14 protein-coding genes and 1 tRNA gene are annotated in these 16986 nt (G+C 33.5%); 10 read left to right on the top strand and 5 right to left on the bottom strand.

Annotation, left to right across the window (positions count from 1 at the left end; genetic code table 11):
• The first annotated feature begins 17 nt into the window (after positions 1 to 17).
• Positions 18 to 1151, top strand: coding sequence for a DUF4837 family protein (locus DXU93_RS00850; RefSeq protein ID WP_116879350.1), 1134 nt, complete (start codon positions 18 to 20; stop codon positions 1149 to 1151).
• A gap of 441 nt (positions 1152 to 1592) precedes the next feature.
• On the opposite strand, the gene DXU93_RS00845 is transcribed toward DXU93_RS00850, so the two are convergent.
• Positions 1593 to 1677, bottom strand: a tRNA-Ser gene (locus DXU93_RS00845).
• A gap of 205 nt (positions 1678 to 1882) precedes the next feature.
• Between DXU93_RS00845 and DXU93_RS00840 the strand changes: the two genes are divergently transcribed.
• Positions 1883 to 3340 (top strand): GWxTD domain-containing protein, encoded by a 1458-nt coding sequence (locus DXU93_RS00840; protein ID WP_116879349.1) that lies wholly within the window; start codon positions 1883 to 1885, stop codon positions 3338 to 3340.
• A 15-nt stretch (positions 3341 to 3355) separates the two neighbouring features.
• The gene (locus DXU93_RS00835) at positions 3356 to 4387 is read left to right on the top strand and encodes a glycosyltransferase family 2 protein (RefSeq protein WP_116879811.1); all 1032 of its coding nucleotides are present in this window, start codon (positions 3356 to 3358) and stop codon (positions 4385 to 4387) included.
• Here the strand turns inward: DXU93_RS00835 and aroQ are convergent.
• Positions 4384 to 4797, bottom strand: coding sequence for a type II 3-dehydroquinate dehydratase (aroQ, locus tag DXU93_RS00830; RefSeq protein WP_116879348.1), 414 nt, complete (start codon positions 4795 to 4797; stop codon positions 4384 to 4386). The two genes, DXU93_RS00835 and aroQ, sit on opposite strands and share 4 nt — an antisense overlap.
• Before the next feature lie 202 nt (positions 4798 to 4999).
• On the opposite strand from aroQ, the gene xerD reads away from it, so the two are divergent.
• From xerD to DXU93_RS00815, 3 genes are all read left to right on the top strand, one after another.
• The gene (gene xerD, locus DXU93_RS00825; RefSeq protein WP_116879347.1) at positions 5000 to 5902 is read left to right on the top strand and encodes a site-specific tyrosine recombinase XerD; all 903 of its coding nucleotides are present in this window, start codon (positions 5000 to 5002) and stop codon (positions 5900 to 5902) included.
• An 89-nt stretch (positions 5903 to 5991) separates the two neighbouring features.
• A complete protein-coding gene (locus tag DXU93_RS00820; RefSeq protein ID WP_116879346.1) occupies positions 5992 to 7581 on the top strand; it encodes a PSP1 domain-containing protein in 1590 nt (529 codons plus the stop codon).
• A complete protein-coding gene (locus DXU93_RS00815) occupies positions 7559 to 8032 on the top strand; it encodes a gliding motility lipoprotein GldH (RefSeq protein WP_165851306.1) in 474 nt (157 codons plus the stop codon). Before DXU93_RS00820 ends, DXU93_RS00815 begins: the two co-directional genes overlap by 23 nt.
• Positions 8033 to 8196: 164 nt before the next feature.
• Here the strand turns inward: DXU93_RS00815 and DXU93_RS00810 are convergent, their stop codons facing one another.
• The 3 genes from DXU93_RS00810 to DXU93_RS00795 form a co-directional block, all read right to left on the bottom strand.
• Positions 8197 to 8976, bottom strand: a complete 780-nt coding sequence (locus tag DXU93_RS00810) for a hypothetical protein (RefSeq protein ID WP_123776006.1) — start codon at positions 8974 to 8976, stop codon at positions 8197 to 8199.
• A gap of 790 nt (positions 8977 to 9766) precedes the next feature.
• Positions 9767 to 11410 carry a hypothetical protein gene (locus DXU93_RS00800; protein ID WP_123776005.1) on the bottom strand — a complete coding sequence of 548 codons (1644 nt, stop codon included), beginning with the start codon at positions 11408 to 11410 and terminating at the stop codon, positions 9767 to 9769.
• 163 nt (positions 11411 to 11573) lie between these two features.
• Complete coding sequence (locus tag DXU93_RS00795) at positions 11574 to 12233, bottom strand: 3-oxoacid CoA-transferase subunit B (protein ID WP_116879341.1); 660 nt, start codon at positions 12231 to 12233, stop codon at positions 11574 to 11576.
• A gap of 185 nt (positions 12234 to 12418) precedes the next feature.
• On the opposite strand from DXU93_RS00795, the gene DXU93_RS00790 reads away from it, so the two are divergent.
• The 4 genes from DXU93_RS00790 to DXU93_RS00780 all read left to right on the top strand — a co-directional run bounded on the left by DXU93_RS00790 (position 12419) and on the right by DXU93_RS00780 (position 16898).
• A complete protein-coding gene (locus DXU93_RS00790; RefSeq protein ID WP_116879340.1) occupies positions 12419 to 13831 on the top strand; it encodes a carbon starvation CstA family protein in 1413 nt (470 codons plus the stop codon).
• A gap of 245 nt (positions 13832 to 14076) precedes the next feature.
• A complete protein-coding gene (locus DXU93_RS00785; protein WP_116879339.1) occupies positions 14077 to 15183 on the top strand; it encodes a ligand-binding sensor domain-containing protein in 1107 nt (368 codons plus the stop codon).
• Between the two features lie 196 nt (positions 15184 to 15379).
• Positions 15380 to 15526 (top strand): hypothetical protein, encoded by a 147-nt coding sequence (locus tag DXU93_RS14980; protein WP_165851305.1) that lies wholly within the window; start codon positions 15380 to 15382, stop codon positions 15524 to 15526.
• 220 nt (positions 15527 to 15746) lie between these two features.
• Entirely contained in the window at positions 15747 to 16898 is a 1152-nt protein-coding gene (locus tag DXU93_RS00780; protein ID WP_116879338.1) for a hypothetical protein, read from the top strand.
• Positions 16899 to 16986: the final 88 nt, after the last annotated feature.

Raw genomic sequence — 16986 nt, 5'->3', positions numbered from 1 at the left:
TATAAAAAAGATCTAAAATGAAATATTGGTTAACGATACTTACAATTACTTTACTTTTTTCATCATGTCTAGATGAAGAGACTCAACAAGTAGAAGAAAAACAGAAGTCAGAGAAAAAGCAAGATACAGTCCCACGTAGTCCAAGAGATATCATTAAACTAAATGCTGTTTCTAAATATACTGGTAAGCCAGGACGATTGATCATCGTTGCAGAGTCTACAGAATATGTTAAGGAAATTGAAGAATTAATGGACTCTGTTTTTGCTGCTCCAATCAGGCCGTACTATCCGTTGACGCAATATTTCGAAATTTACCAACGTTCTCCAGAAGATTTTAAAAGGCTTTCAACGCGTTTAAGAAATGTCATCGAATTGAATATCGATGAGCAAATAGAAAATGGAGATCCTCAAATGCGTATTTATGAAAATTACTATGCAAAAACTCAAATGTATACTAAGTTAGAAGCGCATGATGTTAGCGATTTGTATGATTTGTTGGAAAAGGAAATAGACTATTTGTTTAAAGTGTATGAAAAACAAGAGTGGAAAAGAGAGTTTTTTAGACATGCTGAACATGAAAATGTTGAGACACGAAATAAACTGAAAAAGAAATTCGGAATTGATTTGACTTTACCTGGGAGGTTTTCGTATGAATCAATTGATGACGAATATGCAATTGTAATGTTTCCTGATCGTACAAGACAAATGGATCTAGAAACTACAGGTGCATACAGTACTTCTCGTGCTAATTTCATTCAAACAGGAGTAATGATTTGGCAATATCCCTTTACTGATGAAAGACAAATGCATCCAGATAATTTAATGATGATGCGTGATACCATTTTGAAATATCATGCTCGACATGAAATGGAAGGAGTTTATATGGGAACGCAAGACCATCCAGCTGTAATACCAGAATATGAAAAATTAAAAATTGGAGACATTACTGGTTATCAATTTAGAGGTTTGTTTAAGTTTACTGGAGAAGCAGAACCTTCTGGTGGACGTTTTTGGAGTTTTCACTTCAAACATCCAAGCAGAGAAACCATTGTAGCCATCAGTGGATATCTTGATGCACCCCCAACAATGTCAGCAAGTTTTGATATCAATAGGATAAGAGCTGTACTATACTCTTTGAAAGTGGTAGATTAATAAGTTGTGAATTATATGAAATTCTAAGCCCGTAACATTTTTGTTGCGGGTTTTCTTTTGCGATAAACTTTTTGAGAGTGATTAAGCTCTGATTTGGGATTATTTCATGATCCCAAAAGAGGTCATCCTTTGCAAGCATAAAAACCATAAACATCGCTTTTTAGTTGATGTTTGGTTTTTTCATTTAGTCCTCCAACTTTCAAGACATGAAGTCTTGAGTTGTTTAATAATAAACTTTTTGAGAGTGATTAAGTTGTGATTTGGGATTATTTCATGATCCCATAAAAGGGTGTCCTATGCAAACATGAAAACCATAAACATCGCCTTTTGGTTGATGTTTGGTTTTTTCATTTAGTCCTCCAACTTTCAAGACATGAAGTCTTGAGTTGTTATACTAAATGAAAAAACCCATAACTTTTTCAAGTTATGGGTTTTCTTTTGCGGAGAAAGAGGGATTCGAACCCCCGATACCTCTCGGTATGCTGGTTTTCAAGACCAGTGCATTCAACCGCTCTGCCATTTCTCCGCTGCAAAGATACTTACTTTATTTCTATTGACAAGCACTTTTTTGAAAAAAAATAAAACTTTTTTTCTTTTGTCTGATTATCAAGGTTTAAGAAATTAATAAATTTTTCTTTTCCTCAACCAATTCAACATTGTAGTCAACATAGGGCTTTATTTTGTTGAATATCCTATTTTTGACTAGATTTGTATAAAGACAATTTTAAAATATGAAAAATTATATCATCTTATTGATTTCAACGATATTCCTAGCTTTTGTTGGCTTTGGACAAGATAAAAACCTAAAGGTGTTTTTAAGTGAAGGTCAGTTTTACGCTCCAGATGCTGGAAATTATATTGAAATTCAACTAAACTTTGTAGGGCACAGTTTGAAATACATAGAAAGAGAAGGAGAACAATTTGCAGAAGTGGAGGTAAGTCAAGTATTTTCAAAAAATGATACTGTAATTGTTGCTGATAAATACCTTCTTAAAAGTCCGTTGGTGATTGATAGTCTTGTTGAAGATTTTCATGATATTCAAAAATACCTTTTAAAACCAGGGGAGTATAGATATGACTTGTCTATAAAGGATGTGAACTCAGAGAAAGAACCAACTTCTGTAACCAAATCGATTGAAATTGATGATCTTTCAAAAGATGTGATCTTTTCTTCTTTCACTGCTGCAGAATCTATGGTCGCAAATCCAAAGATGCAATCAATTTTTACAAAGGTTGGTTATGATGTAATCCCAATGATTGGTAATTATTATCCTACAGAAATTCAAAACTTGCTTTATTATTCTGAGGTTTATAACACTGATAAGGCTTTAAATGATTCAGTATATATCGTAGAGCAAAAGTTGATTGGAAGGAATGTAAATTTTGATTTAGATAAATATACACGCTACTTCAGGTATACAACTTCTCCTATTCGACCTATCGCTAAAGTGATAGATATTAGCATGCTGCCTACAGGTTCTTATGCAGTTGAATTGAATTTATTGAATCGTGAAAAGAAAGTTCTGGCACGTTCTACATTTGATTTTGACCGAAACAATACAGATGAAGTCAATAGCATTGCTTTTGAATCTGTAGTTGTAGACCCAGCTTTTGAGGCTTCTATTCCAAATGATTCTACAGGATATTATGTAGCGAGTTTAATTCCAATTTCTAGACAAGGTGAGGTGAAAAACCTTATTGCTCTTTTGAAAGAAAAAGACAGTGTTCAAAATAAAAAGTATCTGCAGGCTTTCTGGAAACAAACAAACCCTGAAAATCCTTTTGAAAGTTGGATGAGATATAAGGCGCAAGTACAAAAAGTAGAAAAGCTATTCGCTACAAATTATCAAGTTGGATTTGAAACCGACCGAGGGCGTGTGTATCTTGAATATGGTGCTCCAAATAATGTTTATGAACAACCATCTTCTCCTTCCGAGTATCCTTATGAAATTTGGCAATATGACCAGATTAAGCAATTCTCAAATCGAAGATTTATATTCTATAGTAAAACGAATTTGAATAAAGATTATACTTTGTTGCATAGTGATATGCTAGGTGAATTACAAAATTACCGATGGAAATATGCATTAAATAAACGTAATTCTCCAGATCAAAATTTAGATGATCCTGATGGTGGAGCTAATGAACATTTCGGAGGAAATTCTTCAAGATATTACAATAGTTACTAGAAAAAGCGATTGAAATTGAAAACAGCAGTTGTTATCCTCAACTGGAATGGACTAGACTTTTTAAAGCAATTCCTTCCTAATTTAATTCAAAATACTCCCAATGCATCAATTGTTGTTGTTGATAATCAATCCTCAGATGGGAGTGTTGATTTTGTAAGGAAAAGCTTTACAACGGTTGAGCTTATTGTTAATCAAAGTAATGGTGGTTTTGCCAAAGGTTATAACGATGGTCTCTCTAAATTGAGAGGTCGCTTCGATTATTACGTTTTAATTAACTCAGATATTGAAGTAACACCTAATTGGCTCAATCCATTGGTTGAAAAATTAGAAAGTAATTCGAATATTGCAGGTGTACAACCTAAAGTTCTTTCCTACAATCGTAAATCTCATTTTGAGCATGCAGGTGCAAGTGGAGGATTCATTGATAAAAACTTTTATCCTTTTTGTCGTGGACGAATTTTTGACGAAGTTGAAGAAGATCTTGGTCAATATGATAATGATAAAGAGGTTTTTTGGACAACAGGTGCTTGCATGGCTGTTCGTGCTGAAGTTTATCATGAATTGGGTGGATTAGATGAAGACTTTTTTGCACACATGGAAGAAATTGATTTCTGTTGGCGAGCGAAAAAACAAAACTATGCCTTTTATGTTGTTCCTGCTTCAAAAGTATATCATGTTGGAGGTGGAACGCTGAATTATGAGAATCCTCGAAAAACCTATTTGAATTTTCGAAATAGCTTATTTATGATTCATAAGAATTACCGTGGTTGGTTATTCGGAAAGATTTTTTATCGACTTGTGCTAGATGGAATTGCAGGTGTGAAATACTTAACAAGCTTTCAATTTAAACATATAATCGCAATAATTAAATCTCACTTTGCATATTATGCAAATCTCCAAAAGTTGAATATCAAAAGAAAGCAGATTAAAAGAGAAAGTACAGACTATAATGCAACAGGGTTTTATAAGGCATCACTTTTATGGGCGTATTTTTACAAACGAATAAAAGCTTTTAATGGCTTGAATAAGCGTTTCTTTGTTGATTAGTGCTTTGATTTTTCGAAATAGTCAAGGGCTAGTTCGTATCCTTTCATTCCAAAACCAAAAATGCAGCCGACTGCAACTGGGCTAATTAAGCTTTCATGTCTAAATGATTCACGACTTGCAATGTTGGAAATGTGAACTTCTACAACCGGAGTTTCAATGGATGATATTGCATCCCGAATCGCAACGGAAGTATGTGTATATCCTCCTGCATTAATGATGATCCCATCCGCATTATTTTCATGAAGGCAATTGATGATTTCTCCTTCAATATTACTTTGGAAAACGGAAATTTGAATATTGTTTTTATTTAAACTCTTGATGTAATCATCGAAGGAAAGTTCGCCATAGATTTCTGTTTGACGTTTTCCCAACAAGTTTAAATTTGGTCCGTTGATGATTAAAATCTTCATGTTTTGTTTTTAATTTCCGCTGCTTTGCTACAATATTAAGAAAATTCTATAAAATAGATTGTGCAAGTTAGCTGCATGCCAGTCTTTTTAAGAACATCATTTTTTTCATGTTCCATTTGTATTGAGCTTCTTTTACCTTGTTTGTTGTATAATGATAAATCCGTTATAGCGCAGGTAACTTCTTTTTTATTAATTTTAAATTGTGAATGAATGGAAGATATACAATCGTGATTTTGTGAATTACCTCAAAATCGAAAGAGGTTTAGCAGAAAATTCAATTTTTGCCTATCAACGTGATTTAGAAAAGCTGAGTGACTTTTGTTCGGCAAGGTCAATTTCGCCCAAAAAAGTAGATTTGGAGGTGTTGAAGAATTTTATCTCTGATTTATATGATCTTGGACTGTCAGCACGTTCACAAGCACGTGTTATTAGTGGTGTAAAGCAATTCTTTGATTTTTTAGTGTTGGAAGGAATTCTCGATGATGATCCCAGTAGTTTACTTGAACTTCCAAAGATTGGGTTGAAATTACCCGTCTTTTTGAGCATTGAAGAAATCGATGAAATGATTGGTGCTATTGACCTGAGTAAGCCAGAAGGTCACCGAAACAAAGCAATGTTAGAAACATTATACAGTTGCGGTTTACGTGTAAGTGAATTAATTAATTTAAAGTTTTCAAATATTTTCTTTCAACAAGGGTTTATTCGTGTAATAGGAAAAGGAAATAAAGAACGATTAGTTCCAGTGAGTCCAAGTGTTGAGAAAGAAATTAATATTTATGTTTCTGGAACGCGGAATCACATGAAAATTGAAAAAGGACATGAGGATTATGTGTTTTTAAACCGACGAGGTCGACAATTAACCCGTGTAATGATATTTACAATTGTGAAAAATTTAGCCCTTTCAATCGGATTGCAAAAAAAAGTAAGTCCACATACTTTTCGACACTCGTTTGCGACACATTTAATAGAAGGTGGAGCAAACTTAAGAGCGATTCAAGAGATGCTTGGACACGAATCTATCACAACTACAGAAATTTACACACATTTGGATCAGTCATTTATTCGTGATGCAATAATCAGCTATCATCCAAGGAATAAAAAATGACTTTGAAGCGAAAGACAAATCGGCTGTACATATCATTTTTTTATTCGTAGTTCTCCTCTATATTTGTTATTTTTGAGAAAAATATAACTATGGGATGTACAAGTTGTGGATCTGGAGGAGGAATTCCTCGCGGATGCAAAAGTAATGGGACCTGTAGTTCTGGAGGATGTAATAAACTTGGCGTTTTCGATTGGCTTTCAAATATGCAATTGCCCAACGGAAAAAGTCAATTTGATATAGTTGAGATACGATTTAAGAATAGTAGAAAATCTTTTTTTAGAAATTTAAAAGGATTTGAACTAAATGTTGGCGACGTGGTCGTCGTAGAAGCTAGCCCTGGCTATGATGTTGGGGTGGTTTCAGTTGTAGGAGAACTTTCCAGAATACAGCTTCAAAAAAAAGCACCAAATTTCAAAACTCATGAGGCACGAAAGATAATTCGCCACGCCACGCAAGAGGACATTGATAAATGGGTTGCTGCACGTAAGAATGAAGAAAGCGTGATGCATAAGGCACGTGAAATGGCACTTCACTTGAAATTGGATATGAAAATATCTGATGTCGAATACCAAGGGGATGGAACAAAAGCCACTTTTTATTATACGGCCAATGGGCGAGTTGATTTTCGTCAGTTGATTAAAGATATGGCGGAATCTTTCCGTGTACGTATCGAAATGAGACAAATTGGTGCTCGTCAAGAATCAGCCCGTTTAGGTGGAATTGGTTCTTGTGGACGTGAATTGTGTTGTTCTACTTGGTTAACTGATTTCCGTTCTGTGAGTACGAGTGCTGCACGTTATCAGCAACTTTCATTGAATCCGCAAAAACTTGCTGGACAATGTGGGAAGTTGAAATGCTGTTTGAATTATGAGTTGGATATGTATATTGATGAGCTGAAAAGCTTTCCGTCTACTGATATTAAACTCTATACCAAAAAAGGCGTTGGAATTCATATCAAAACAGATGTTTTTAAAGGTTTGATGTGGTATTTACATCAAACGGATGATAAAACGAACCCTGGATTGATCGCCCTTTCACCTGAACGTGCTAAGGAGATTATTGCAATGAACAAAGAGAAGAAGAAACCTGAAGATTTGAAAGATTTTGACCTCTCTTCAATTGAAACAAAAGCACCGAAGACACCAGAATATTCTAATGTTGTTGGTCAAGATGATTTGAATCGTTTTGATAAAAAGTTTGCTAAAAACAAGAAAAAGAAACGTAAAGGAGGCAAGAAAAAGCCTTCAGCAAATGCAAACACACCAAAACATACGAAGGGTAGAGGACCAAAACCGAATGGAAGCAATAAGCCTAAGGATGTTCAGTCAGCTGGAAATAAATCAAAGCCGAAAGGTAAAAGACCAGACGACAATATTAAACCAAAGAGAAAGCCGAAACCGAAGCAGAAGTCTAAGGATACCAAGCCAACAGGGCAAAAGCCAAATCCAGTAAAAACAGACAGCAAGAAACCGGTTCAAGCGAAAGGAAAGCCTTCGAATAAGTCGAATACAACAGGGAAGAAAAAACCTGTAAATAAAAGTAATGGTGGTAAACCTTCAGCAGTTAAGGGAGGTGAAGTAAAGAAACCGAGGCCAACGAAGAGACGTCCGCCACGTAAAAATGGAGACGCGAATACGCCAAAAAGTAAAGGGAACAATGAAAGTGATAAAAGCAAATAAGTTCGTTTCGATCATTGCCGTTTTAGGGCTTGTACTCTCCATTCAAAGCTGTGGAGAGCAGCCTTATTATGATCAAGCCCATACTTTTGAAGACCAATCTTGGGATAAAGGAGATACCGCGATATTCGAGGTGAATGTAGATGATTCAGTAAAAGTCCATGACTTTATATTGTCATTAAGAACAACTAAAGAATACTTGTATAGCGATTTGTGGATTTATATTTTGGTGACAGCCCCTGATGGAACAACATCTAAGGTTGCTCAGAAAATTCCTTTGGCTAATCCTGATGGCTCATGGATCGGAAAGGTTTCTGGAACATTGGTTGAAAGTAGATTGAGATTTGATTCTAAAGCCTTTCCTATAAAAGGTAAGTATGTATTTAAATTGTTGAATGCAACACAAGAAGAATCAATCCCTTATGTTGAGGATATTAGTTTGAGAATAGAATAGATTTGTGTAGCGTAGGGGCGTATTGCAATACGCCCCTACGCAAATCACCCAATACAAATTATCCTAAATTCATTTCTGGAACATTATCCAGAATAAACAATTTTCCTGCATTAACCAATTAAAAAATAAATTACAATTCTATAAAGATAAAATAGTTTATTTAGTTAATGTACTAACAAGTTTTCTTTAAACTTTGTCCAATTTAGCCTTTGTTTGATTCCAATTCCTATGTACGAAAAGTGAGTAGTTATCTTTTCTGAGTCGACGACATGGTCTTGGTAGTGTATATTAGGAGATCCATAAGCGTTCACTTTTAATGTGTCACCAATAGTTGTTTCAGCAACTCTAAAACTAAAGTATTCATTAAAATTTCTGTTCATTTGAAACTGAACTATCAAATCCAATTGGTCATTAATTTTGTAATTAAGACTCAATAGATATCTAAATAAAATAATAGGATTGTTTTCAACCTTGTATTGCTCCTTTTTATTTTTAAACTGTACAGAATAGGATACGCTGCTATTTTCAGAAAACACAAGTGCTTCTTCATTTTCAAACTCCCTAGTGTAATCCTTGTAAATTCTAGGAGCCCAATCAATACCAAAACTAATTTGCAAATCTTCACCCAAATTGATTCTTTTCTCTAAACCTAAGCTCGGTAAAAATCTATAATTGTAAATAGAATGGAAACTTTCATTTAATTTTTGATTTCCTCCTTTTGGGTAACGTAATTCATAAAAAGTTTGTCCAAATCCAAACCCTACATTTAAAAAAAGTTTCCTTTTTTGATTGAGAGACTGACTAAACTTAAACATATATTCAGTATCAAAAGAAGCATTGGGTTTTTGTTCTTTGTTTGCAAAAAGATCGAAATAATATTCTGGATGTGTCCCCGATCCAAAGAATCCATTGTTCGGTGCTCCAATTGAAACTGTATATTTCATTTCAGTTTGGCTAAATATTTTGCCCGAAATGAAAACTAAAACTAATAAGTAAAAATATTTCATAACGAATAACTTAATCTAAATCCCATATTAAGGCGGTTAACTTTGATTAAAGTGTTGTTTAGTTGTGTTCTTGAGAATTCAATCGCATTTGGGTATGTAGAATGAAAAGTGTAGCTTGAACTAACAATATAATTATCTCCAAGAACCAATTGGCAGTATGTTCTTAGGAGTATTCTTTCTGAGATTTGAACCTTTGCCCCAATATTAAAATAAGGAGAAAATAGGCTAATCAATTTACTCGAATTTTTAAGTCTAATGTTATTGCTGTAGAATATGTTTTGTCCATTATATTGATAGATGAGTATTTTATTTGCATTTTCTATCTCGTATTTTTTTCTTATAAGATAGTCGGGCGAGAAACCACATTCGAAATAAATAGATGAATTAGTTTGGTTTATTTTTTTTTCTATACCTAACCCTATTTGTATTTTTAGTTCAAGTGTAGAAAAGTTATAAAAACTACTAGTGTGAACTTCATTTTCAAATACTTGTTTGAATCTATTCTGTTGATACCCTATACCCACATTGTAGTAAAGCAAATTAAATATTTTCTTTGATTCGATCCCAATCAATAAGCTGTTTGTAATTCGATTTTCTAAAGGGTCAATATCAAAAGGTTTTTCAACGTCAAAATTAATTGACGTTGAAAAACTGAAATTATTTTCATAAAAAAAAATCTGCGAATGTATTTTGTTTAAGTACAAAAGACAGATGAAAAATGCGATTTTTAAGGGCATGGAGTTAGCTTTATTATGAATGAAAGCCCTTTACTGTCTATTCTATGACCTGAGTAAATATCTGCTTCGTTTCCGAAAGAATAAGATTTGTAATTTAAGAAACCTCTACTTTTCACTTTTCTTACTCTTCTTCTATTTCCGGGTTTAAAGCCTACTACAAGTTCTTTCTCTATACATTGCGAATTTCGATATCGACCTTGAATGCGAGTAGACATATTAATTCTTCTTCTTTTCCACTTCCCACGTTTTTTTTCGTAGGCATGAGAATATGAGCCAATATGTTTGCCAAATAGATTGTTTGATGTCCATGCTTTACCATCTAGCCTCCATGTACTAGTTTTCTCATTGTCATAACCCCAATCCTCATCAGTAGTGCATACGTCACCTGACACCTTAACAGGTGTTGTTTCTTCTAAAACAACGGTTTCCTGTAATATTGTGTCGGTATATTCTATTCTTGAAATAACTTCATAAGTTCCTGGTGTTATAAAATTATGAGTTATAGTTTTGCCATCATAGTTGTTAATGATCTGTATATCATTTCCTGTACTATTTGCTCCTTTCCATTTTATCTCCACAGTAGCATTTCTTGTTCTTAAAGGTATTTTATAAATATCTTTTTCATCAATGTAGTCTCCGGGAGACGCATTGTAGTCTATATATCCAAACTCTTTAACTGTTGCTTCTAGAGCAATTCTAGCACTTGTGTTTTCGCAGTCTGCTGGAGGATAAGTTACATAGACTTGACTTTTATGTTCTATCTTTCTATCAGAATTATTTGGATCTGAAATAATAATAAATAATGGATTATTTATGTTAATTTCACCATCTATGGTAAGATATGAGTCCATAAGAAGACTACCTCTATAATTATCAAGAAGATCTTTATCTTTATTAAGTAGACTTAGAAACTTAGCTTTAATTCGACCTTTATAGTATTCTTTATGAAAAATGATAACTTCATTAGTATTGTGATAATAGTATATACTATCTCCAATACCTATCATTCTAAACTCGTTGAAAAAAGACTTTAAGGCGTCATCATTGATGTGGTCATAATTATAAAACTCTATTAACTCATCATCAGTATACCCATCTCTTTCTTGTATTGAATAACGATTCCCTAAATGAAGTCGAAATGATTTGAAGTCTGGAAACTTTGACTCAAATGCAAATAGGATAGAAGAATCTTGCAGATTTTCATTCTCTTCGATATTTTTTTCTTCTTGAGCATATAATAACTCTGTCAAATCGGTTATATGTTGAGAATTTTCAAAAAATAAAATATCACCTTCCTGATATGGTAGGTGATATAGGATGTCATCAGTTAGATTAAATCCACCTTCATCATTATTGAAATTCCTCTCGATTTCAATGGCTATTAAACTAGATTTAGCTCCATCGATATAAACAGGTTTGTTAGAATTGTCGCTATCCAAATCTAATTGCACTGTATTACCTATATTGAGGATGTCTTCATTACTGGCGGAGCTTTTGTAATGATTTTGAGTTTGACCATCTTGGAGAATGTAAACATGGATACTACTGTAGTTTAATTCCTGAACTACATGGACTGTTGTTAAATCTTGACCGTTAGCCCAAAGACTTAAGCCTGCACACACACACTCACACACAGGGATTTAAAGATTTTAAAATTCATATTATTAAGTTTTTTATGAAATGCAAGTATAAAAACAAGCTTGAATTCGTTGATGTTTACAGTATTAAATAATTATGAATTTAAAAAACAGTCATCCCTCTAGATAGTCTCTTCTCTACTTTTAAGAATAACCATTTTTAAACTAATTTCATTTCTGGAACATTATCAGGAACAACTAAATCACCTTCAGTTGCTGCTTTAATCTCCTCAACCGTAACACCTGGTGCACGTTCTATAAGGTGAAACGCTCCGTCTTTTACTTCTAAATAAGCAAGGTTTGTTACAACTTTAGTTACACAGTTTACACCTGTTAAAGGCAAAGAACATTCTGATAAAAGCTTAGATTCTCCTTTTTTGTTGGTATGCATCATTGCTACGATGATGTTTTCGGCCGAACCTACTAAATCCATCGCTCCCCCCATTCCTTTTACCATTTTACCTGGAATTTTCCAGTTGGCAATGTCTCCATTGGCTGCAACTTCCATTGCGCCTAAAACAGTCAATTGAACATGGTTTCCACGTATCATTCCGAATGATGTTGAAGAATCGAAATAAACAGCGCCTGGTTGGGCAGTTATGGTTTGTTTTCCGGCATTGATTAAATCAGCATCTTCTTCTCCTTCGTAAGGGAAATTTCCCATCCCAAGAATTCCATTCTCTGATTGAAACTCAACTTGAATTCCTTCAGGAACATAATTAGCAACCAATGTAGGGATACCAATTCCTAAATTCACATAAAAACCATCTTCTAATTCTTGTGCAATTCGTTTTGCAATTCCAATCTTATCTAGTGCCATAAATTATCCTTTTATATTCTGTTTTAACGAAATCAAAGATAAATGATTTCTTTTGTTTTGAGGCGGTTTTTAAATGAAAACTCTTTGGATTATTCTAAATGATGAATAAAAAAATAAGGCAATATTTTATCAATACTAAGCTGTTCCATGTATATTGTAAAAAAATGAAACTTTACGATTAAACTATGTTTACATTTCTATCCGCCTTGGTTCTTTTACTTTTTGGATACATAATCTATGGAAAATTCGTTGATAAAACATTTAGATCAGATGCGCAAAAAATAACACCAGCTCACTCCCAAAATGACGGAGTGGACTTCCTCCCAATGAATAGCAATAGAAATTCATTTATTCAAATTTTAAATATAGCAGGAGTTGGACCTATTTTTGGGCCTATTTTAGGAGTATTATATGGACCTTCTGCTTTTTTATGGATTGTGTTTGGATCTATTTTCGCAGGTGGTGTCCATGATTATTTAACGGGAATGATATCCATTAGGAATGGAGGTTCACACTTGCCAGCATTAGCTTCAAAGTTCCTAGGAAAGTCTTTTAGTCATGTGGTCAATTTCTTTACCTTACTGTTATTAGTACTTGTTGGGACTGTTTTTGTTACTGCCCCAGGTAAAATGATCAATGAGTTGATAGGAAGTGAAACCTCTTATTTTATGATTATCGTTTTATGTATTTTCTTCTACTATATTGTTGCAACTGTTTTGCCAATTGATAAAATTATTGGTAAAATTTATCCAGTTCTTGGATTTTTACTCATCCTTAGTGCAGTGGGAATAGGTGTTGGTATTTTTCTTTCAGGACATACTATTCCCGAATTGACTTTTGAAAATCTTCATCCTAAAAACCTTCCTTATTATCCGGTGATATTCTTAACCATTTCATGCGGTGCATTGTCAGGTTTTCACGCTACTCAATCTCCCATCATATCAAGAACAATCGACAATGAAAAAGATGGTCGTAAAGTATTCTATGGGATGATGATTTTAGAAGCGGTAATCGCTATGATTTGGGCTGCGGCGGCCATGAGTTTGTTTCAAGGAGAAGATTTAGGTCTTGTACTTGCTGAAGGAGGTCCTGCTGCTGTGGTAAATAAAATAGCCATCGCTTTTTTAGGTTCTGTAGGGGGGACAATTGCAGTTATGGGAGTTATTGTCTTGCCCATAACTTCCGGTGATACTTCATTTAGAGCAGCAAGAATGATCATTGCAGACTATCTTAAAATCGATCAAAAAGCGTTAGTAAATCGTTTTAAAGTCGCTATTCCATTATTTGTTATCTCCTTTATTCTTACCAAAATTGATTTCCAAATGCTTTGGCGTTATTTCTCCTGGTCAAATCAAGTTACCGCATCAATTGCTTTATGGATTGGAGCGGTTTATCTTTATCAAAAGAAAACACACTTCATGGTTGCCTTGGCTCCAGCATTTTTCATTACATCGGTTGTTGCTACTTATTTGTTTTATGACCCAACAATTGGATTCGGATTCGATATCGGGATTTCCATTTGGATCGGAATTGTTTTTGCTACCTTAATCACCATTTTGTTTTTTGTGCTGATGAAAAGGAGAAAAGAAGTTGTTTAAGCATGATTATTCCGAAGAATATAACATCAAAGTGAATTTATTTAAAATAACGCGCAGATTTCTGCAAATCGAAATAAAGTTCCAGCTTAGTGTTTTAGAATTAAAGAAAATCATTTTTCGTTTTTATTTGATTCAAGAAATAACACCTCTTTAAATTACTCCTATTTGTCTTGTAATTGTTATATTTGAGTGAAAATGTGGTTTGTGCGCAGACCCATGTTATTCGTCATATAGCAAAACCCAAAATGAAAAATAAGCAAAAATTGATTTATCTACTATTCATATTGACCTTGAATTTTTCTTGTGTTGAAAAGAAAACACCCGAAAATGAAACGAATAAATCGTATTTTGTAAACAACTCAAAAACGGATACCCTAAAATTTACTTCAAGTATTCGTTCCATTTTTCAAGACAGCAAAGGGAATTATTGGTTTGGAAGTATTCAAGAAGGAGTCGCGGTTTACAACGGTAAATCATTCACTTACTATACGAATCAAGATGGATTGACGGACAATCAAATTCTGCATATACAAGAAGATAAAGAAGGTGTTATTTGGTTTGAAACTCAAAAAGGAGTGAGCAGTTTCGATGGAACAAGGATAAAAAATCACACCAAAGTAAACATGGAAACTGCACAAAGCATTTTACCAATGCGACCTAATAAACCTTTACAGGGTGATTGGATGAAATCTGATCATGACCTTTGGTTTGCAGCTGGAATAAAGGAAGGTGTTTATAGATGGGATGGAAAAAAGTTAGAATATTTGGCGTTTCCTCCGCATAAGGTCCTTAACCATTATGATAATTTATTTGTGGTAACAAGTATTTCAGAAGGAAAGAACAATATGATGTGGTTTGCTACATACGCAGGTGTATTTGGCTACAATGGAAGTGGTTTTACAACCATTAACGATGAGGTCTTAGGTTATGATAGAACCATCGCACCGCTTCATATACGAAGTATTCTCGAAGATTCTAAAGGCAGACTTTGGATTGGTAATAATGGGATAGGAGTGTTGCTAAAACAAGGAGACTCAATACTTAATTTTTCGGAAGAAAAAAACTTGATTCACGCTACAAGTGGAAGAGGGGGAGATAAGTCACCACCTGGAACTCTTGAACATGTTTTTACAATCGCGGAAGATAGAAATGGAAATATTTGGTTTGGTGATAGAGATGCAGGAGTTTGGAAATATGATGGCGAAAAAATGCACAATTACACAAAGAAAGATGGACTTTCAAATCAATTTGCTTTGTCAATTTACGAAGATAACAAGGGAATATTGTGGTTTGGAATGAGGGATGGAAATGTATACACCTTCAATGGAGAAACATTTGAAAAACAGTTTTAAAAAATAGGAACGTTGAATAACTGAAACGACAACAGGAAAACGCTTGCTGTTATGATTAAATAAAACCAAAAATGAGACTTGACTATTTGGCAAATAAACCTGAGTTTGTTCCGACAGTCAAACTGTAGTTTCGGTAGATTACTTCACATCAAAATTAGAATCATACCATATTCCTTGTGGTCAAACAGAAGTTCAAATGGAATTTCAACATATTTTCGATTCAATATGTAAAGGAGAAATTAAAAGTACTTTCATTGACACAACTTCTCCAAAACATCGTCCTGAAACGAGAGAGGCTTGGTGTAAGAAGTATAAAAAAGAACAATTGAGATTGGATTTGTAATTAAAATAGATGACCATCCATATGATTTATATAAAATTAAAATAATCGGAGTTAGGTCTATCTTCATAAATACTTATCAGGATTCTTATGAGGTTTTTTACCTTTCGAAAATGAAACAGAAATTTAATGAATGATAAAGCCTTTACCCAAAAAAACAATTAACTGTTTTAACAAAAAAGTACTTTAGAATAGTTATATTTTACCCAAAAATATATTTTTTATGAAACCCTATTTAATTACACTACTCTGCATTTTTACTTTTTGTAGTTATGCGCAAATAACAATTCAAACAGAATACTCAAATGGATTACCCAACAGCAATTGCATAGCTGAAATTGATGCTGAAATCATTGCTGTATCCAACAGAAAAGGGAAGTTGGTATTGGAAAATAAATACCGAAATCAAGAAGTGTTGATTAAGGATTTAGTTACAGAAATTCAATGGAAATTTACGGTAAACCAAGATACAACAATCATTACTCAAGATATTCAATTACTTGACGAGGTTGAAATTAAACCTATTGATAAAGTTAAATTAAGTAAAGAGTTATTTAAAGTAAATCAGGACCGATTACCTGAAAGACTACATATAGGTGGTGAACTTTATTTTGCGGAATTGTACATTATCCATCATAAGGACACGACTCGTTTGTCTGATACCTTAGTTGAAATATTTAAATGCAATGTGTTTATTGAAGATGCTTTCGGCGAGTACGCTATTTTTTATAAAGACCCTGTAAAGCTTCAATATGGGGATTTTATTGTTTTAACAGAAGATGTTTATAGTAATCTTGAAAACACCCTCATACCGCATAAAAATGTATTGTCATCCATTGTAAATGGAATTAGTTTTGACCGTTTTGAAGTTAATAAATACCGAAAACTAAACTCAAAGTTGGCCATTAATAAAAATACCAATGAATTACAGTTTTTTTCCGCTGATACAACGCATTTCATATTTAATACTATTGGAAATGAATACAAGCAGAGCTACGATAAATCTGATTCAACTTATTTATTCCTTTCAAGTTTTTACAAGCAAGGTGATCCCAGTAAAAATATATTATCCTTCCCCTTTACGCATGTAGAATATTCAAATCCGAATAAAAATTATAAAGAGGCTTATTTAACCGAGGAGTTAGAAATAGTGATGAATCTAGATTTGCAAGGCACAAGACTGAATTTTAAGAATAGCTATTTTTCTTATTTTGATATCGATAGTGTTTATACCTCAAAACAAGCAATTAATGCTTATGAAAAAACAGAAAGTTTAGAAAAATTAATTCAAGAAACAGATGTGAATTCGGAAGAAGTGAAAATTCGACCAAAGAAGATTCCATTGCGGTTTCCAGAAGGTATATTGTTTCGTTGAAGGCTATTTGTAGCCTTTAAAAGTTGAGTAAATCAGTTTTTTAAGTCAAGGAATAATCCATCTACTTATTTAGAATTCTTCTTTGTTT

Source organism: Brumimicrobium aurantiacum, from assembly GCF_003402975.1.
GTDB lineage: Bacteria > Bacteroidota > Bacteroidia > Flavobacteriales_D > Crocinitomicaceae > Brumimicrobium > Brumimicrobium aurantiacum.
Note: the sequence above shows the minus strand (reverse complement) of the source record. Positions and strands in the feature narration are given on the sequence as shown.